Here is a 19,856-nt window from a genome sequence, read left to right as displayed (position 1 = left end):
AACTGACATTAGAAAAGAAACCATGAACAAACCGCTTAACGAACCGATTATTGAATCGGACAGCAACACACCATCGCCAGGTTTTAATATCGATCCGCTGTGGTACAAGGACGCGGTCATTTACCAGTTGCATATCAAATCATTCTTCGATGCGAACAACGATGGCATAGGCGATTTCGCCGGCCTGATCGACAAGCTCGATTACATCGCGCAACTGGGCGTCAACACCATTTGGTTGCTGCCGTTTTATCCATCACCACGGCGCGACGACGGTTACGATATCGCTGCCTATATGGGGGTGCATGCCGACTACGGCACGATGGACGATGCACGCAAGTTCATCAGCGAAGCCCATGCGCGCGGCTTGCGCGTGATCACCGAACTCGTCATCAACCACACCTCAGACCAACATCCATGGTTTCAGCGCGCACGCAATGCGCCAGCCGGATCGCCTGAGCGCGACTTTTATGTATGGGCAGATGACGACGAAGCTTACGCCGGCACCCGCATCATTTTTCTCGATACTGAAAAATCCAACTGGAGCTGGGACCCGGTCGCCAATCAATATTTCTGGCATCGCTTTTATTCACATCAGCCGGATCTGAATTTCGATAATCCGGAAGTACTCAAGGCCGTGTTGGAAGTCATGGATTTCTGGCTGGAGATAGGCGTTGATGGTTTGCGCCTGGACGCTGTGCCTTATCTGATAGAACGCGACGGTACCAGCAATGAAAATCTGCCGGAAACACATGTCATTCTGAAAAAAATCCGTGCCCATCTGGAAACGCATTATCCCGATCGCATGTTGCTGGCCGAAGCGAATATGTGGCCGGAAGACGTGCAGCAATATTTCGGTGACGATGACGAATGTCATATGGCCTTCCACTTTCCGTTGATGCCGCGCATGTATATGGCGCTGGCACAGGAAGACCGCTTTCCGATCACCGATATCTTGCGGCAGACGCCGGACATTCCTGCCGATTGTCAGTGGGCGATTTTCCTGCGTAATCACGATGAACTGACGCTGGAAATGGTCACAGATCGTGAACGTGATTATTTGTGGAATCACTATGCATCTGACAAGCGCGCCCGTATCAATATGGGCATACGCCGTCGCCTCGCGCCATTGCTGGAACGTGATCGTCGTCGTGTCGAATTATTGAACAGCCTGTTACTGTCCATGCCCGGCACGCCGGTTATTTACTATGGCGATGAAATCGGCATGGGCGACAACATTCATCTAGGCGATCGCGATGGCGTACGTACGCCTATGCAATGGACACCGGATCGCAACGGTGGTTTTTCGCGTGCCAATCCAGCCAGCCTGGTGCTGCCGCCCATCATGGATCCGATGTATGGCTATCAAGCCGTCAATGTGGAATCGCAAAACGATGATCCGTATTCACTGCTGAACTGGATGCGTCGCCTGCTGCAAGTGCGCAGCAAGCATAGAGCTTTCGGACGCGGCGCACTCAAATTAATCTATCCGAACAATCGCAAAATTCTTGCTTATCTGCGCACGTACGAAGACGGCGAAGATACCGAAAATAGCGAGCAATATGAAACCATCCTGTGCGTCGCCAATGTGTCGCACGCGTCGCAAGCAGTTGAAATTGATCTGTCTGCTTTTGCCGGCAAGGTTCCGGTTGAAATGCTGGGTGGCGTCGCGTTCCCGCCTATCGGTCAATTGCCTTACTTGCTGACCTTGCCGCCTTTCGGTTTTTACTGGTTCATCCTGGCGACCGAAACCAGCATGCCTTCATGGTATGGCGCGCCTGCTATTCCACTGCCTGATTATCAGACTCTGGTATTGCCGAACGGCGCGCCGGATTTGTTGCGTGGTGCTGCGCGCGTGACTCTGGAGCGGGATACCTTGCCGCAGTATCTTGCGCTGCGCCGCTGGTATGCCAGCAAGCAAAAGAAACTGGAAGCAGTCAACATCGCGTTGGCAACTTCATTGCCGGTAGCAGAAGATGCATTGCCGCTGATGCTGACCGAATTACTCGTCACGACAGAAGACAGCACTGAACGTTATTTCCTGCCGCTGGGCGTAGTCGCGGAAGACGACAATTCCAGCCTGCCGCAACAACTCGCACTGGCAAGGGTACGTCGTGATCGACGCGTAGGGATGCTGACCGATGCTTTCTCTCTCGACTCATTTGCGATGCTGGCGTTAAAGCTGATTCAGGATCAAACCAGTATTGAATCTGCTGATGGACAGATACGCTGCAGCGCTACGCCTTTGCTGGCAAGCACTACTATTCCACCGCAAGCCGAGATACGCCGTATCTCCACCGAGCAATCGAATAGTTCGCTGGTGATAGGCGATGCGGTAGTACTGAAAGTGATACGCCATCTAACCGCGGGCATCCATCCTGAACTGGAAATTGGTCGCGTGCTGACGGAACGTGGCTACGCCAATGCGCCGGCCATGCTGGGTGATGTCACACGCATCGCCAGCGACGGTACCCCGCACACATTAATGGTGTTGCAACGCTTCGTGCATAACCAGGGCGATGGCTGGCACTGGACGCTGGACACACTCGCCCGTACTGCAAATCAGGCAGGAGAAATGAATCCGGATACGGCGCTGGATGATGAAGTTACAGCCATGCCCGACCTGCTCGACTTCGCTGGCAAGTTAGGCATGCGGCTGGCACAACTGCATGCGGTGCTTGCACAACCATCTGACGATGCGGCCTTTGCGCCGGAAAAAGCCAGCGCTGAAGATTGCGCCTCGTGGATAGCAACCACAGGCGCGCAAATCGACGCAGCTTTTGCCATATTGGAAAGCGGGTTAGCGCTGCCGGAAGATTTGGCCGCGATAGTCGCGCGCTTGTTGCAACAAAAAACAGAGCTGCACGCAGTCATCGCCAAACTGGCGAACTCTGCTGAAGGTGCCTTGCGTACTCGCATACACGGCGACTTCCATCTGGGTCAGGTACTGGTCGGTTCGGGCGATGTTTATATCGTCGATTTTGAAGGTGAACCGGCACGCACGCTGTTTCAACGTAGAGAAAAAAACAGCCCGTGGCGCGATGTTGCCGGCTTGTTGCGCTCGTATGAATATGCAGCCTGTTTCTCTGCCAACAGCGGTCCTTCCGATTTAAGCGAGGCAGCACGCGCGCGCCGGAAAAAAATCATGGACCGCTACGTACCGGAGTCGCGCGATGCTTTCCTGCATGCGTATTTGTTAGCTGCACCCGACAAGGTTGCCGCTGCTGCCCTGCTCGATCTCTTCACGCTGGAAAAAGCGGCGTATGAAGTTTGCTATGAAGCGGCGAATCGACCGACATGGCTGGCGGTTCCATTGCGCGGACTGGCACAACTTGCAGACCGTCTATTGCATATCCCATCAAAAAAGGCTGACGATGCGTGAAGCCGACATGTTGCATACAAGCCTGGAAGCATCCGTGATTGATGCGATCGTCCACGGTCGCCTGAACGATCCGTTCGCGGTACTTGGGCCACATCGCGTCAACGACAAAACCGAGCTGCGCAGCTTTCATCCGGGCGCATCGGCCGTTAGTGTCGTTGGCGGAAAGGGCCAAGTGACGCTGCAACAGATAGACCATAGCGGCGTGTTCGTTGGTGCGATTGACGATGCCATAGGCAAAGATAAAAAATACACGCTGCATGTAACCTGGAATGTGCAAGGTAGCGAGCTGGTGCAAGAAACAGAAGATCCGTACGCGTTTGATTTGTTGCTGGGTGAACTCGATTTGCATTTGCTAGCGGAAGGCCGCCATCGCGAGCTGGGGCGCTGTCTCGGTGCAATCCCAATGACGCTGGAGGGCGTGGAAGGAACGCGCTTCGCAGTATGGGCACCGAATGCACGCCGCGTATCCGTGGTCGGCGACTTCAATACATGGGATGGCCGTCGTCATCCGATGCGCTTGCGTGCCGAGGCTGGCGTGTGGGAAATTTTTATTCCGCGCATCGCTGCTGGTACACGCTATAAATATGAACTGCTGGATAACCAGGGTCATGTGCTGCCGCTGAAAGCCGACCCGGTCGCGCGTGCCAGTGAACTGCCGCCTGCGACCTGCTCCGTCGTGACCAGCAATACACCATTCCGCTGGACCGATGGCGCATGGATCAAGACGCGCAATGAACTGTTGACTTACACCGCACCGATGTCGATTTATGAAGTGCATGCAGCGTCATGGTTGCGCGTGGTGGAAGAGGACAATCGCAATCTGGATTGGCACGAACTGGGTGATCGCCTGATCCCATATGCAGTGGAGATGGGTTTCACGCATCTGGAATTCTTGCCCATCATGGAACATCCATTCGGCGGCTCCTGGGGTTATCAACCGCTGGGACAATTTTCACCCAGCTCACGCTTCGGCACACCTGCTGCGTTTGCCAATTTTGTTGATCGCTGTCACAACGCAGGACTCGGTGTGATCCTCGATTGGGTACCGGCGCATTTTCCATCTGATGCACATGGGCTGGCGCATTTTGACGGTACAGCTTTGTATGAACACGCCGATCCACGCGAAGGCTTCCATCAAGACTGGAACACACTGATTTATAACTTCGGGCGTAACGAAGTACGCGGTTTTTTAATCGCCTCTGCGCTCGAGTGGCTGGAACATTTTCATATCGATGGCTTGCGCGTCGATGCAGTGGCGTCAATGTTGTATCGCGATTACAGCCGCAAGGCCGGCGAATGGATACCGAACATTCACGGTGGGCGCGAAAATCTGGAAGCGGTTGGCTTCCTCAAAGAATTGAACGAAGCCGTTAGCGCACGCTGTCCCGGCGCATTGATGATCGCAGAAGAATCTACCGCATGGCCAGGTGTGACTGCGCCCGTCAAGGATGGTGGTCTGGGCTTTTCATACAAGTGGAATATGGGTTGGATGCACGACACCTTGCATTACATGGAGTACAACCCGCTGTATCGTCGCCATCACCACCATGAGCTGACCTTCGGTCTGGTGTACGCCTACTCGGAAAAATTCATGCTGCCGATTTCGCATGACGAAGTAGTCCACGGCAAGGGTTCGCTGTATGAAAAAATGCCAGGCGACGATTGGCAGAAACTGGCAAACCTGCGCGCCTATTTTGGTTTCATGTGGACGCATCCCGGCAAAAAATTATTGTTCATGGGTTGCGAGTTCGCACAGGTGCGCGAATGGAATCACGACGCATCGCCGGACTGGGATTTGCTAGACGATCCACGTCATCGCGGCATCCAGCATCTGGTGCGTGATCTCAATCATATCTACGTTTCTGAACCGGCCCTACATGAAAGCGATTGCGACGCAGCCGGTTTCCGCTGGTTGATAGGCGACGATGCCGACAACAGCGTGTTTGCGTACTTACGCGTCACGCCAAATGCGCCAACGCTGATCGTGGTCTGCAATATGACGCCAGTAGCGCGCACTGACTATCGCATTGGCTTGCCAGATATGGTGGGCGGCATTACGCAATCCGATACATGGGAAGAAATCCTCAACACCGATGCGGCCATTTACGGTGGCGGCAATCTAGGCAACAGCGGCCAGGTTGCAATGTCACCGCATGCTGCGAATGGACATCAACAATCCATCGCGCTGACCTTGCCGCCTTTGTCCACAATCGTATTCAGAAAGAAAAATTAAAATGGCTCAAGCATCAAAAAAAATCAGCGCAAATATCCAGACTGGATCGCCTTATCCACTCGGCGCGACGCCGGATGGATTCGGCACCAACTTTGCGATTTTTTCCGGCAATGCTGAACGCATAGAACTATGCCTGTTCGATGCAGCCGGCCGCCACGAAGTATCGCGTCACGTCTTGCCTGAATGCACCGACGAAGTCTGGCATGGTTACCTGCCAGGGGTGCAGGCCGGACAGCTGTATGGCTACCGTGCACACGGCCCGTATCAGCCGGAACAGGGACATCGTTTCAATGTTAACAAGCTGTTGCTGGATCCTTATGCCAAACGCTTGCATGGACAGTTGAAGTGGAGCGATGCGCTATACGGCTATCGGGTCGGCTCCAGCCGCGCCGATCTGACATTTGATCGACGCGACAGCGCAGCCTTCATGCCTAAAGGGGTGGTGGTCGACGACGCGTTCAACTGGGGCCGCGACACGCCGCTGCATACGCCTTGGGATCAAACTGTTTTTTACGAAGCGCATGTCAAAGGATTGACCATGCGTGCAGATGCAATTCCTGCGCACGAACGCGGTACATTCGCCGCATTGGCTGATCCGTATGTGATCGATCATCTGGTCAAACTAGGCGTGACTTCGCTGGAGCTGATGCCGATACATGCGATTGCACAGGATAGACGCCTGGTGGAAAAAGGCCTGCGCAATTATTGGGGCTACAACACGCTGTCTTACTTTGCACCGGAACCAAGCTATCTGTCCGATGGCTCGCTGAACGAGATGCGCCTGGCAATACGCCAGTTGCATCTGGCCGGCATAGAAGTGATTCTGGATGTCGTCTACAACCACACCTGCGAGGAAAGCGAACTGGGCCCGACCTTGTCTTTCCGTGGTCTCGATAACGCCAGTTACTACCGACTATTGCCGGATAATTTGCGCCACTCCATCAACGACACCGGTTGCGGCAATACCGTCAATATGTCGCATCCGCGCGTGATTCAGATGGTGATGGATTCGCTGCGCTATTGGGTAGAAGCTTTCCATGTTGACGGCTTCCGCTTCGATCTGGGTGTGACGCTGGGGCGAGAAGCAAACGGTTTCGATCCGGGCTGCGGCTTCTTCGATGCATTGCGACAAGATCCTGTGCTGGCGCGTACCAAATTGATTTCGGAACCATGGGACATCGGTCCTGGCGGCTACCAGATCGGCAATCATCCGGCTGGTTTTGCGGAATGGAACGGCCGCTTCCGCGACGACGCACGACGCTTCTGGAAAGGCGAAACCGACACCCGCAGTGCACTTGCATCACGCCTGCTTGGGTCAGCAGATTTGTTCGCGCATCACAGACGCAGCCCTTGGGCATCGGTCAACTTCATCACTGCACATGATGGTTTCACGCTGCAGGACCTAGTCAGCTACAACGACAAACACAACGAAGCCAACGGTGAAGATAATCGTGACGGCGGCAACGATAACGAAAGTTTCAACTGGGGCGCAGAAGGCCCTACCGACGATGCGGGCATACTTGCAACGCGTGAAAAAGTCAGACGCGCGATGTTGATGACGCTGTTCTTTTCCAACGGTACACCGATGCTGGTTGGCGGCGATGAATTTGCTCGTACGCAGAACGGCAACAACAATGCGTATTGCCATGACGACGAATTGTCGTGGATAGACTGGACGAATACCGACACCGATATAGGCAAGTCGTTGATCGATTTCACGGCACGCTGCATTGCTGCGCGCAAAGACCGGCCGACCTTGCACGCATCCCATTTTTATACCGGCGACAAAGAAATTTTGTCCGGCTTGAATGACACCACCTGGTTCGATGAAAGCGGCCAGCCCATGGATCAGGAAAAATGGGGATATGCAGAAGGACGTTTGCTGGCATTGCGTCGCGTCGCAAATATTCAGTCAAAAAATAAAAAGCAAACTTCCGTATGCGCCTCTTTATTGCTGATCAACGCATCTACCGAAGATAGAGAATTTATCTTGCCGGAACCAGTGTTGAACTGGAAGGTATTGATAGACGCAGCGGAAACCGAAGACGCATCCTCCAAACGCAAACCTGCAGAAAATCGCATCACCGTTGCGTCGCACAGTGCTCTGTTACTGGTAGTTGATAATGTCCAGCTCTGATGTCGAACACAGTTATATGTTTGGCGCGCAACTGCTGCGTGCCGGGCATGGTGCGAGCCATACGCGCTTTCGCTTGTGGGCGCCCAGTGCGCAATCAGCGAGTGTCGTAATCAACGATGTCGCCTATCCGCTGCAGGCGCAGGCGGATGGCTGGTATCAAGCGGAAATTGAATGTGGCGCCGGTACGCATTACAAGTTTGAAACCGCAGATGCAGAGGGCAATTTGTTGCGCTTCGCCGATCCGGCATCGCGCGCACAAGCGGGCGATATTCATGATGCCAGTATCGTGGTCGATCCACTCGCCTATCACTGGCAGTTTCCACTTTGGCATGGGCGACCTTGGAATGAAACAGTTTTATACGAACTGCATGTAGGTGTGCTCGGTGGATTTGAAGCGGTACAACATCAACTGGCTGATTTAGCCGAGTTAGGCATCACTGCAATTGAGTTGATGCCGGTGGCAGATTTCCCCGGCACGCGTAACTGGGGCTATGACGGTGTGTTGCTGTATGCACCAGATGCGTCCTACGGCACGCCGGAACAATTGAAGGCACTGGTCGATACCGCACACGGTCTGGGCATGATGGTTTTTCTGGATGTGGTGTACAACCACTTCGGACCGGACGGCAATTATCTTGGCGCTTACGCCCAACCATTTTTTCGCAACGATATACACACGCCGTGGGGTCAGGCGATTGATTTCGGCAAGCACGAAGTCCGCGAATTCTTTACCGAAAATGCACTGTACTGGTTACGCGAATATCGCTTTGACGGCTTGCGATTCGACGCTGTGCACATGATCAGTGAACAGGACTGGCTGGTCGAAATGGGTCAGCGCATACGCCAGGAAATTCACAGCGATCGCCATGTGCATCTGGTGCTGGAACATGATGGTAACGCCGCGCACTTGCTCGGCAACACACACGATGCGCCCTTCAATGCGCAATGGAATGACGATGGTCATCATGTATTGCACACGCTATTGACTGGCGAAAACGATCATTACTATCAAGATTATGCAACGCAGCCTGCCGAGAAATTGGCACGCTGCTTGGCAGAAGGATTCGTATATCAGGGCGAAGCAACATTGACACGCAATGAACCGCGCGGTGTACCCAGCGCGCATTTATCGCCGTCCGCCTTTGTTCTATTCGCGCAGAATCACGATCAGATCGGCAACCGCGCTTTTGGCGAACGATTAAGCACGCTGGCGCGTCCATCGGCATTGAAGGCTGCGACTGCATTGGTGCTGCTATCGCCACAAATCCCGTTGATGTTCATGGGCGATGAAATCGGCGCGACTCAACCGTTTTTATTTTTCACCAGTCACAACGAAGAACTAGCGCAAGCAGTGCGTGATGGACGCAGGCAAGAGTTCGTCGCCTTCGCTGCCTTCGCCGATGCGCAGCAAAGAGAAAAAATTCCGGATCCGAATGCAGTAGAAACATTCATGCAATCGAAGCCAATTGCGAGTGCGCATGCGCAGGAATGGCGCACATGGATTTCTACCCTGCTGCACGTGCGACGCACTCAGCTCTTTCACCACCTGCATGGCTGTCGCGCACTGGGCGCCTGTGTACTAGGTGATGCTGCGGTCGCCGCACGCTGGCAGTTAAATAATGGCCAAGTACTCGCCATCGCGATCAATCTAGCGCCAAGCGAGGTGAGTGTGAAACTCGACGATATAGCAAAAACCGGTGGCGCCGATTTACTGTTTGAAACCAGCGGGACGCTCGCATCGCTAGGCCGCGATTGTCTGCCGGCCGATTCCTTCATCGCATTGCTGGAGCCTGCTGCATGAATGAACAAATAAAAAACGACCCACACAATTTACCCTATTCAACGTCGCAAGAAGGCACTAGCGATGCACTATTGCGTTTAGCCCATGCCGCCGGCTTGTCTGCAGAATGGATAGACGCATTCGGTGCACGACAATACGTGTCGGCACAGACGCTGCGCGCAGTACTCAAGGCATTGCAACTGGAATGCGACACCGAGGCCGCGTGTGAAGCAAGCATCGCGCTGTTGGCGGAAGAAGACATCCAGCTCGCTGTGCCGCCGCTGGTCACCGCGCAAGTCGGACGTGAAATTATGTTCTCGCCGCTGGCACGCATACATGGGCTCGCGTATCGAATCGTTTTCGAAGAAGGCGACGAAGTACAGGGCCAACTATCGGCCGACGTGCACAGTCCAGCGCGCATGCCAGCAGTCGATCGAGTCGGCTATCATCGTTTGTATATAGATGAAACTTTTGCCGTCACGCTGGCCGTCGCACCCTTGCGCTGTTTTAGCGTGGCCGATGCGGTGGATGGTTCTGATACCGCGCCGCATTTGTGGGCGCTGGCTGCACAACTGTATTCATTGCGTCGCGATGGCGACGCCGGGCTCGGAGATTTTTCATCGCTGGAAATCCTTACGCGCTCTGCTGCGAAACGTGGCGCGTCCGCAATTGCGATCAGCCCGGTGCACGCGATGTTCAGTGCCAATCCATATCAGTACAGTCCGTACGGACCGTCGAGCCGCTTGTTCTTCAACGTCTTGCATATCGATCCTGCGGCAATCAGCGGCGAAGAGGCGCTGGCTGCAGCGATAGCGCGTTTGCAATCGGATGAAGAACGACTGCAACTGCGCGATAACGAACTGATCGATTGGCCAGCTACCGCACGCTGGCGGCTCGCGATTCTGCGCGAGCTGTTTGATCACTACGATATTCACAACGAGGGCTGGAAAGAATTTGAAGCCTTCCGTCTGGAAGGTGGTGTTGCGCTGGAAGATCACGCACGCTTTGAAGCGCTGCACGAAGAGATGCGTGCGAATGGTCTTGAAGGTAGCTGGCATAGCTGGCCGGAAGAATATCGCGATCCGCGCAGCGACAGCGTGGCGCAATTTGCTGAAGCGCACGATCCGCACATCATGTTTCACGCGTTCCTGCAATGGCAGGCCGCACGCGGTTTGCAACACGCGCAGCAAAGTGCACGCGACACCGGCATGCGCATCGGTTTGATTACCGATCTGGCAGTAGGTGCGGAAAGCGGCGGTAGCCAGGCATGGAGTCGACAGCATCAAATGTTGACCGGACTTTCAGCCGGTGCGCCACCCGACATACTCGGCCCGCGTGGCCAAAGCTGGGGACTTGCGGCTTTCTCACCGCGCGCGTTGCGACAATACGGCTATCAGGCGTATATCGAAATGCTGCGTGCCACATTTCAGTATGCAGGCGGCATACGCATTGATCATATTCTCGGGCTGGCGCGCATGTGGCTGGTGCCGGACGGCGCAAGCGGCGCGCACGGCGCGTACCTGCGTTATCCATTCGACGATCTGATACGCCTGATCGCACTGGAAAGCCATCGTTACAAGGCCATCGTCATCGGCGAAGATCTCGGCACAGTGCCAGAAGGATTTGGCGACGCTTTGGCCGAGGCCGGATTGATGGGCATACGCGTTTTGTGGTTTGAACGCGAAGGTGATTCTTTCAAACCCGCCGAGCGTTGGTCGCAACATGCAGTTGCCACCACCGATACCCACGATCTGCCGACTGTTGCCGGCTGGTGGCATGGGAATGATATTACTTGGCGCGCCAAGCTCGACCAACTGGCATCGGGCGCAAATGTAGCAGATGAATATGCGGCACGCGGACGTGAACGCGAAGAACTCGCCAGCCGTCTAAACGCGAGCGGCAATCAGCCACAAGTGGATAGCAATGAACCTCATGCACCTTTGAACCAGATTCTTCAATTCATAGGCTCCACACCCGCGCCGCTGGTCATCGTGCCGCTGGAAGATATTCTCGCGCTGGAAGAGCAGCCCAACCTGCCCAACACGATAGACACGCATCCCAATTGGCGTCGTCGTTTGCCGGGCGATGTAGCCACCATGCTGGACAGCGAAGAGATCGCCACCCGTCTTGCGATCTTGGATCGCGCGCGTGCCAGCGTCCGCTCATAGCAATTCATATTCAGCTCAAAAAGGATTAAGCAAATGAGTATTCCCCGCGCCACTGCGCGTCTGCAATTGCACAAGGACTTCACACTGGACGATGCGGTCAATGTGGTCGATTACTATGCTGCTCTCGGCATCAGCCACCTGTATGCCTCGCCCATACTCACGGCGCGCCCTGGCTCTACACATGGCTACGATATCGTCGATCCGACCCGCATCAATCCTGAATTGGGTGGCGAACCTGCATTGCGTCGCCTGGTAGAAAAACTGCGCGCTGCCGGTATGGGATTGATCATCGATATCGTACCGAATCACATGGGCGTGGGTGGTGCGGATAATCCGTGGTGGTTGCACGTGCTTGAATGGGGCAGTCACAGCCGCTACGCACGCTGGTTCGACATAGACTGGAACTCGCCCGACACTACCCTGCATGGAAAAATATTGATGCCATTTCTCGGCGATCAATATGCACAGACTTTACGCTCCGGCGATTTGCGCTTGCAGTTTGATGAAGCCAGCGGCAGCCTGTACTTCGCTTATTTCACCCATCGATTTCCGCTTGCGCCGTGGACCTACGATCGCGTATTGCGTCATGGTGGCTCGGCTTTACGCGCTGCAGCATCGGATTTTCCCGAGATTGATCCGCAACAGGAGGATGCATGCGACCGTCATGCCGAGCGTGCAAAATTGCTGCAAGCTATCGCGACGACGGATGAAGGACGTGAAGGCATAGAGCAGGCACTGGCATCGGTGGCACCAGATACGCCTGGCGGCCTGGGACGTTTGCATCGCCTGCTGGAACGACAAAACTACAAGCTCACATGGTGGCGCAATGCGGCTGAAGAAATCAACTGGCGCCGTTTTTTTGAAGTCAGCGATCTGGCTGGCGTGCGCGTCGAGCTCGACGATGTATTCGACGCGACCCATGTACTGATCTTCCGCCTTTATGCCGAAGGATTGATTGATGGCGTGCGTGTGGACCATGTTGATGGGCTCGCCGATCCCACCGCGTACTGCCAAAAACTGCGCGCCAGACTGCAAGAGCTTTCTGCGCAAAGACCAGCCAGTACACCAGACACGCATCCCTACATAATTGTCGAAAAAATCCTGACGCGCGGCGAAGCATTACGCAACGATTGGGCCATCGATGGCACTACGGGTTATGAATTCATGGATCAGGTTGGCGCCTTGTTGCATCAACCTGACGGCTTGGCGGCGCTTAATAAATTATGGATAGAAGTGGCCAGCGACAACGATACGTTTGCCATGCATGTGACCAATGCAAGGCGGCAGCTTTTGCGTGAAAATTTCGTCGGCGAATTTGCTGCCTTGACGCGCGCGGTGCATGCTGTTGCCCGCACTGAGCTGGAAACCCGCGACATTTCGCAAGCTGCCATCACACGTGTGCTGACCGAATTACTGGTCAGCTTTCCGGTCTACCGCACTTACTGGTCAGAAGATGGACGCAGCGAAGAAGATCATGCGGTTGTCGAAAAAACTGTCAACGAGGCACGCAACAATCTGGCCCCGCAAGATCTGCCGCTGCTTGAAACCTTGATCACCTTGTTCGATACCAGCAATATCGATCCGGATGCCAGTGCCGATGCACCGACACTGCGACGGCTTGCAGTACGACGCTATGAACAACTGACGCCACCGCTGGCCGCCAAGTCTGTGGAAGACACTGCTTTTTACCGCTACGGTCGCCTGCTTTCACGTAATGAAGTCGGTTCTGATCCGGATTATTTTTCTTCATCGATCGCTGATTTCCACGCCTTCAATGCGAGCCGTGCCGCGACCTTTCCCAACACCATGCTGGCGACTGCCACCCACGACCACAAGCGCGGGGAAGATGTGCGCGCACGCTTGAGTGTATTAAGTGAAACTGCAGATGAATGGGCGAAATCCGTACACCGCTGGGTACGCTTGCATACCGAGTACCGCACTAATTTGCAGGCAGAAGAAGATGCCCCCGTCATCGTCGCACCTGCACTGGATGACGAAATCATTCTCTATCAAATGATATTAGGCTCCTGGCCTTTCGAGCTGGATATAAACGACGATGATCAGGTAAACGAATATGTAGAGCGCCTCGCAGCGTGGCAGGAAAAAGCCGCGCGCGAAGCCAAACGATTATCCAGTTGGGCCTTGCCGAACAGCGATTATGAACAGGCGTGCCGGCAATTCCTGATCGCCTTGTTTGATCGTGAAAAGAATCAAATTTTTCTGCAAGAAATGGCGGCCTGGGTGGAGCGCATTACTGCTGCGAGCATAGCCAACAGCCTGACACAAACGCTGTTACGCCTGAGTTCACCCGGTGTGCCGGATTTATATCAAGGTACAGAATTCTGGGACTTCAGTCTGGTCGATCCCGACAACCGCAGGCCTGTGAACTTCACCGCGCGCGCAGCCTTGCTGGCGCAAAAAGATGAGATCACAGAGCGAATTGCAAATGGCATGAACTGGCATCAACGGCAGTTGAAACAATCCTTGATTCATAAGGTGCTGACATTCCGTACGCAGTATCCACAAATCTTTTCAGAAGGTTCGTATATTCCATTACAGGTTGAAGGGCCGCTTGCGGATCATGTGATTGCCTTCATGCGATCCTACCAGGATCGCCACATCGTCATAGCGGCCTTACGCATGAGTGTGAATATTATCAATGAAGATCTGAGCTTGAAAATGAGTAATGACTTGAATCAAACCAAGGTATTACTACCCGCTGCGCTAAGCGGAGCGCAAGTGAATTTAGTTGCAGGTAAAGTTATAGACATGGACGTAGAGCAGATTGCTCTGTTCGATCTACTTGGCGATTATCCTGTTGCCTTGATCTGTGCGCAGGCCTCGCTATAACATAAAGTTGTAGTATGAAGACATACTGTTAAGCAGACTTAAGATAACCACACATAGAGCATGCATCATTCAGCATCTCGATAAAAAGACAAGGACACCATGCACGTTGCTTACATAGGTGGGCTGGACATAGGCGGCACCAAAATAGCGGCAACAATCGCTGATTCCACCGGACCCTTGGTCCGCGTGCAAGCTCCCACAGTAAAATCCGGCAACAATCGCGCACCCGCAGAACAATGCGTTTCGCTTTTAAAAGAAGCATGCGCAAAGATCGGTGTCGCATTCGACCGGCTTAATACGGTAGGGGTGAGTTCATGCGGCCCATTTATTAAAGAACATGGATTGATTAGCCTGGTACCGCCTAATATTTGCGGTGGACTTACACACGACAGCGACCTGCCGAATAACTGGACCTCCGTTCCTCTGGAGGAGGTGTTGCGCGAGAATTTCCCCATCGTTGAAATCCGCAACGATTGCGTTGCTGCACTTGCCGCAGAACGCGCCTTCGGCAACGTGCAAGAAGAAACGGATTGCGCCTATGTCACATGGAGTACCGGCATCGGTTTTGGACTATGCGTTGATGGCAATCTATTGTGCGGGAAAAATGGCAATGCCGGCCACGCTGGCCACATGCTATTGAGCGAGCAATCAGATGCACAATGCGGCTGCGGAAATTTCGGTGATGTCGAAGCATTGATCTCGGGCAGAAATCTGGAAGCTCAATTTGGGCGCACGTCGACAGAATTATTCAATGCGGCGAAAGCCGGTGAAGCCAAGGCACAAAACATCGTCGCCGAAGCCGCAAAATGGTTCGGTCGCGCATTGTTCAACGTCACGACTACACTAGACTTGAAGGTTTTCCTGATAGGCGGCAGCGTCTGGCAACATCATGGCGGCTGGCTGGAACCCTTGGTCATGAAGGAACTGTGCTCACGTATGCCGGCGCTTACAACAGGCGTCAGATTATCCAGACCAGCTTTGGATGCTTACGTGGCCGATATCGGTGCGCTTTATCTGGTGATGCCCGATGAGTGGACGGAGGATTGGCGACAGCGACAACCCTGGCAAGGACTCCCCACTTTATAAAGTACGTAGCACGTTCTTGTTGTGCCACTGATCGCTTGCTTGAATATGAAAATATATTGGCCACGCTTGCTGCTCGCAATTTTCTTTATCACCGCGGGGATACTGCATTTTATTTTTCCCGTTCAGTATGCGAGCACCATACCGCCGTGGTTACCTTGGCATGAAGAGTTGGTCATTATTAGTGGGCTATGCGAAATCGCCGGTGGCGTGGGCGTCCTGTTTCGCTCTACAAGATTTGCTGCAGGTATAGGACTGATTTTGCTTTCGCTGGCAGTGTTGCCGGCCAATGTACAAATGCTGCTTGATGCTCAAGCAGCCAATAAAGCAAACTGGATCATCGCTCTGTTTTGGCTCCGCCTGCCCTTGCAACTATTGCTGATTACGTGGATATCGCGCGCGATACGCTACGGCGAGCAAAGAAAGCCAAAATCAACAGCACGTGATTGAGGAAATATCACTGTTGATTCTGGCATTACTGCTATTGATTACCAGGTTTTGTACGGCAGGAATTTACCCGACAACATCACATTCACGCGATCGCCTTTTGGATCAGCCTGGCGTTGGATGTCCATAGAGAAATCAATCGCGCTCATGATGCCGTCGCCGAATTCTTCACTGATCAATTCCTTGATGGTCGGGCCAAACACATTGACGATTTCGTACCAGCGATAGATCAGCGGATCGGTAGGCGCACTGCATTCCAGTGAACCTTTGTATGGCACGATTTGCAACCATGCGCATTCTTCATCCGTCAGCGCGAACAAATTTTGTGCGATCGCTGCCTGCGACTTGGTGAAGGTCATTTGACCGAGGCAGGCGGCGGTAACCCACTCTTTGCTTTCTTCAAAATTGCTGGCGATGTCTGCCCACTTCATGCCTTTGGCAACTTTGGTGTTGACGATTTTTTGGGTGACGAGATTGCGGTCCATGGTATTTCCTTCAAGAGTTAAAAATAACGAAACGATTTCGTGAGTTTTTGCGTGCGTGAATTTTGTTCACGCACATTTAATCGCGACCACGGTTTCCAACCCCGGGGTAACGGTGATCGTGTCCTGCGCTTTGTCTGAACTGGCGCTGGCTTGAATTTGTTTGGAACGATTGACGAGAAAATCGACCAGGTAATTACGGATGCGATAGAACTGTGGATCGTGATGCATGTCGGCGCGAGTGCGGTTCTTGGGCATCGTGTTGATGACGATCTCGGCGATCTGCGCATTCGGTCCGTTCGACATCAGGAAAATCTTGTCGGCCAGCAGAATTGCTTCATCCACATCATGCGTAATCATGAATACAGTCTGATGCGTTTCGGCACAGATCTTCAGCAACTCATCCTGAATCACACCACGCGTCAATGCATCTAGCGCACCGAAGGGTTCATCCAGCAACAGCATTTTTGGTTCGATAGAAAAGGCGCGGGCGATGCCAACGCGCTGCTTCATTCCACCGGATAATTCAGACGGCTTTTTCATCGCATGGACTTTGAGGCCAACCATGTCGATGAAATGCAGTGCACGTTCTTCTATGCGCGCCTTGGACCAATCCGGATGACGCGACTTGATTGCAAACGCGACGTTCGATAAAACCGACAACCACGGCATCAATGCATGCGTCTGAAACACCACGCCTCTATCCAGACTCGGGCCGCTGATTTCGCGGTTATCCATGAAGACATGGCCCGCGCTTGCGTCTTCCAATCCAGCGAGCACATTCAGGATGGTTGATTTGCCACAACCAGAATGGCCGATGATGCAGATGAACTCGCCGCGTTGAATCGAGAATGAAATGTTTTCAAAAACCGGCGGCTTGTCGGCGGCATAGCGCTTCGATAAACCTTCGACGCGTAAAAAATTATTTTCCATCGCTGTTCCCTTATTCAACGTAAGTGACCAGCCTTTGCAAGCGAGCAAAGATCAAATCCAGCAACATGCCAACCAGACCAATCATCAAGATGGCGAACATCACACTGGTCAGCGACAAGTTGTTCCATTCATTCCAGACGAAGTAGCCGATGCCGGTGCCACCGACCAGCATTTCCGCAGCGACAATCACCAACCACGCGATCCCCATCGAGATACGCATGCCGGTCAAAATGGTGGGCGCAGCTGCCGGCAAGATCACCATGAAGGCTTTGCGCAATGGGCTTACTTCCAAAGTCTTTGCGACATTCAACCAGTCACGCCGCACCGCAGAAACACCAAATGCGGTATTCATCAACATCGGCCATACCGAGCAGATGAAAATCACGAATACGCCGGAGATGGACGAATCCTTGATCGTGTATAGCGCAATCGGCATCCACGCCAAGGGCGAAACTGGTTTCAAAATTTGGATGAAAGGATCAAGCGCACGTTGCATCAATGGCGACATCCCCAGCAAGAAACCAAGTGGAATCGCCACCAGCGCAGCCAGCAAAAATCCGATCGCGACACGTGCCACCGAATATCCAAGCTGGATGCCTATGCCTTTGTCGTTAGGGCCGTTGTCATAAAAAGGCGATGCCAGTTGTTTGACGACGGTCTCGCCCATTTGCGCAGGCGTCGGGAAGCCACTGTTGCGAACCGTCGTCGCGCCCTTGCCCATCAACAGTGCGTATTCATCCTGCGCGGCCGTCGCCGCTGCACCTGCCTTGGTATTGGCAGCAGGTGGCAGCGTGGCGATGTGCCAGCTCAACAGGAACACCAGCAATATCAGCATCGATATCACGCCGGCGCGAAAACGTATGCTCTTGAACATCAGCTACTCCGCTTGATGGCGAAGCTGTTGACATATGCATCCGCTTTATTCGCATCGAACTCCTTGCCCATGACCTTGAATTTTTTGTATGCGCCATCCGGCACTGGCTGACCCAGTTCCTTCATGTACTTCTTCGCATCGGTTAACAGGAACACTTGTTCGGTCAGCGCCTTGTAATTGATATCGCCCTTGATGTAACCCCAGCGCTTCATCTGCGTCAGGATCCAGACACCCATTGAATGCCAAGGTACAGGGTCGAAATCGACGCGGGTTGGCACGTTGCGTACATTACCCAAGCCATCAGCAAATTTTCCGCTTAGCACTTGCTCAATAACGGTAGTCGGCTGATTCAGATAGGCAGCAGGCGAAATCACTTTGGCAATCAATGCACGATTGTTTGGATCGCGCGCCATTGCCGCCGAGTTCAACACGGCGCGGAACAATGCAGCGAAGGTATTCGGATTTTGTTTGATGAATTCATCCGAGGTACCGAAGGCGCAGCATGGATGACCGTTCCAGATTTCATTCGACAAGATGTGTATGAAGCCGACTTCGTCATACACCGCACGTTGATTGAATGGATCAGGTCCGAGGAAGCCATCGATATTGCCGGCGCGCAGATTGGCGACCATTTCTGGCGGTGGTGTAACGCGAATTTGCACATCGCGATCTGGATCAATACCGTTTTCAGCGAGGTAGTAACGCAGCAAATAATTGTGCATCGAATGTTCGAATGGCACGGCAAACTTGAAGCCTTTCCACTGTTGTGGATCGCGTTTGTCCTTGTGTTTGTTGTGCAGCGTGATGGCCTGGCCATTGATGTTTTGAATGGTGGCGACGCGCATAGGTACTTGATTCGAACCGACACCCATAGACATAGCCAACGGCATGGGCGACAGGAAATGACTGGCGTCGTGTTCCTTGCTCAGCATCTTGTCGCGTATCAGCGCCCAACCGGCGGTTTTATTCAGCGTGACATTCAAACCCTGCTTGCGATAGAAGCCCAGTGGATCGGCCATGATCAGCGGTGCTGCGCAAGTAATCGCGATAAAGCCGATTTTCAAATCTTTCTTTTCCAGTGGACCGGCTTTTTCTTGCGCCATCGCTTGCATCGCGCCGAACGGTATGACGGATGCAATCGCAGCCCGCGCAGTATTAATGCCGACTGCACGCAAGAAATCGCGGCGCTGATTATTGTCAGGGAACATCGCGCGCATGATCGATTCTTCCACCACGTCGTTGGTCAAATGCTCGACGTTGGTGGCGCGCTGTTGCAGCTTGCGTACTTCCTCGGCATTGTGTTCCGCTTCACTGCCATGCTGGCCGCATGAACAATTGTGCAAAGGACGATCCGGATCGAAAGATTTGAAAATGGACATGCGTGGCTCCCTGAGGTTGGTTACGCCGAACATGTTGCAAACGGCGCGCCAAGCAGGAATTTTTGTCGTAAGCCAGCGATGGCTTGTAGTGCAAGCACTACAAATTAATCT

Annotated in this window: 12 protein-coding genes; 8 read left to right on the top strand and 4 right to left on the bottom strand. The window is 53.5% G+C overall.

The window, feature by feature from the left end; translation table 11 throughout:
- Positions 1-22 precede the first annotated feature (22 nt).
- The 8 genes from treS to Q7T66_RS17350 all read left to right on the top strand — a co-directional run bounded on the left by treS (position 23) and on the right by Q7T66_RS17350 (position 16,080).
- Complete coding sequence (gene treS, locus Q7T66_RS17385) at positions 23-3,379, top strand: maltose alpha-D-glucosyltransferase (RefSeq protein ID WP_304934360.1); 3,357 nt, start codon at positions 23-25, stop codon at positions 3,377-3,379.
- Positions 3,372-5,612: a 1,4-alpha-glucan branching protein GlgB gene (gene glgB, locus Q7T66_RS17380; RefSeq protein ID WP_304934359.1), complete on the top strand. Its 2,241-nt coding sequence runs from the start codon at positions 3,372-3,374 to the stop codon at positions 5,610-5,612. Before treS ends, glgB begins: the two co-directional genes overlap by 8 nt.
- Position 5,613: 1 nt before the next feature.
- Positions 5,614-7,749, top strand: coding sequence for a glycogen debranching protein GlgX (gene glgX / locus Q7T66_RS17375; RefSeq protein ID WP_304934358.1), 2,136 nt, complete (start codon positions 5,614-5,616; stop codon positions 7,747-7,749).
- Positions 7,736-9,550, top strand: a complete 1,815-nt coding sequence (gene treZ / locus Q7T66_RS17370; RefSeq protein ID WP_370691660.1) for a malto-oligosyltrehalose trehalohydrolase — start codon at positions 7,736-7,738, stop codon at positions 9,548-9,550. The genes glgX and treZ overlap by 14 nt, the downstream gene beginning before the upstream one ends.
- The gene (gene malQ / locus Q7T66_RS17365; protein ID WP_304934357.1) at positions 9,547-11,697 is read left to right on the top strand and encodes a 4-alpha-glucanotransferase; all 2,151 of its coding nucleotides are present in this window, start codon (positions 9,547-9,549) and stop codon (positions 11,695-11,697) included. Before treZ ends, malQ begins: the two co-directional genes overlap by 4 nt.
- 33 nt (positions 11,698-11,730) lie before the next feature.
- Entirely contained in the window at positions 11,731-14,547 is a 2,817-nt protein-coding gene (gene treY / locus Q7T66_RS17360; protein ID WP_304934356.1) for a malto-oligosyltrehalose synthase, read from the top strand.
- Between the two features lie 99 nt (positions 14,548-14,646).
- Positions 14,647-15,633, top strand: coding sequence for an ROK family protein (locus Q7T66_RS17355; RefSeq protein ID WP_304934355.1), 987 nt, complete (start codon positions 14,647-14,649; stop codon positions 15,631-15,633).
- A gap of 45 nt (positions 15,634-15,678) precedes the next feature.
- Positions 15,679-16,080 carry a hypothetical protein gene (locus Q7T66_RS17350; protein WP_304934354.1) on the top strand — a complete coding sequence of 134 codons (402 nt, stop codon included), beginning with the start codon at positions 15,679-15,681 and terminating at the stop codon, positions 16,078-16,080.
- Between the two features lie 38 nt (positions 16,081-16,118).
- Here the strand turns inward: Q7T66_RS17350 and cynS are convergent, their stop codons facing one another.
- The 4 genes from cynS to Q7T66_RS17330 form a co-directional block, all read right to left on the bottom strand.
- Positions 16,119-16,562: a cyanase gene (gene cynS, locus Q7T66_RS17345; RefSeq protein WP_304934353.1), complete on the bottom strand. Its 444-nt coding sequence runs from the start codon at positions 16,560-16,562 to the stop codon at positions 16,119-16,121.
- A 66-nt stretch (positions 16,563-16,628) separates the two neighbouring features.
- Positions 16,629-17,492 carry an ABC transporter ATP-binding protein gene (locus Q7T66_RS17340; RefSeq protein WP_304934352.1) on the bottom strand — a complete coding sequence of 288 codons (864 nt, stop codon included), beginning with the start codon at positions 17,490-17,492 and terminating at the stop codon, positions 16,629-16,631.
- 10 nt (positions 17,493-17,502) lie between these two features.
- Entirely contained in the window at positions 17,503-18,366 is an 864-nt protein-coding gene (gene ntrB, locus Q7T66_RS17335) for a nitrate ABC transporter permease (protein WP_304934351.1), read from the bottom strand.
- On the bottom strand, positions 18,366-19,745 hold the full coding sequence (locus Q7T66_RS17330; RefSeq protein ID WP_304934350.1) for a CmpA/NrtA family ABC transporter substrate-binding protein: 1,380 nt from the start codon (positions 19,743-19,745) through the stop codon (positions 18,366-18,368). Before Q7T66_RS17330 ends, ntrB begins: the two co-directional genes overlap by 1 nt.
- Positions 19,746-19,856: the final 111 nt, after the last annotated feature.

The organism is Herminiimonas sp. (genome assembly GCF_030655415.1).
This window is presented reverse-complemented; position numbering and strand designations above follow the sequence as displayed.

Bases quoted from the DNA above. Each gene is read 5' to 3' on its own strand.
- treS (WP_304934360.1), top strand. From the start codon at position 23: ATGAACAAACCGCTTAACGAACCGATTATTGAATCGGACAGCAACACA.
- glgB (WP_304934359.1), top strand. From the start codon at position 3,372: ATGCGTGAAGCCGACATGTTGCATACAAGCCTGGAAGCATCCGTGATT.
- glgX (WP_304934358.1), top strand. From the start codon at position 5,614: ATGGCTCAAGCATCAAAAAAAATCAGCGCAAATATCCAGACTGGATCG.
- treZ (WP_370691660.1), top strand. From the start codon at position 7,736: ATGTCCAGCTCTGATGTCGAACACAGTTATATGTTTGGCGCGCAACTG.
- malQ (WP_304934357.1), top strand. From the start codon at position 9,547: ATGAATGAACAAATAAAAAACGACCCACACAATTTACCCTATTCAACG.
- treY (WP_304934356.1), top strand. From the start codon at position 11,731: ATGAGTATTCCCCGCGCCACTGCGCGTCTGCAATTGCACAAGGACTTC.
- Q7T66_RS17355 (WP_304934355.1), top strand. From the start codon at position 14,647: ATGCACGTTGCTTACATAGGTGGGCTGGACATAGGCGGCACCAAAATA.
- Q7T66_RS17350 (WP_304934354.1), top strand. From the start codon at position 15,679: ATGAAAATATATTGGCCACGCTTGCTGCTCGCAATTTTCTTTATCACC.
- cynS (WP_304934353.1), bottom strand. From the start codon at position 16,562: ATGGACCGCAATCTCGTCACCCAAAAAATCGTCAACACCAAAGTTGCC.
- Q7T66_RS17340 (WP_304934352.1), bottom strand. From the start codon at position 17,492: ATGGAAAATAATTTTTTACGCGTCGAAGGTTTATCGAAGCGCTATGCC.
- ntrB (WP_304934351.1), bottom strand. From the start codon at position 18,366: ATGTTCAAGAGCATACGTTTTCGCGCCGGCGTGATATCGATGCTGATA.
- Q7T66_RS17330 (WP_304934350.1), bottom strand. From the start codon at position 19,745: ATGTCCATTTTCAAATCTTTCGATCCGGATCGTCCTTTGCACAATTGT.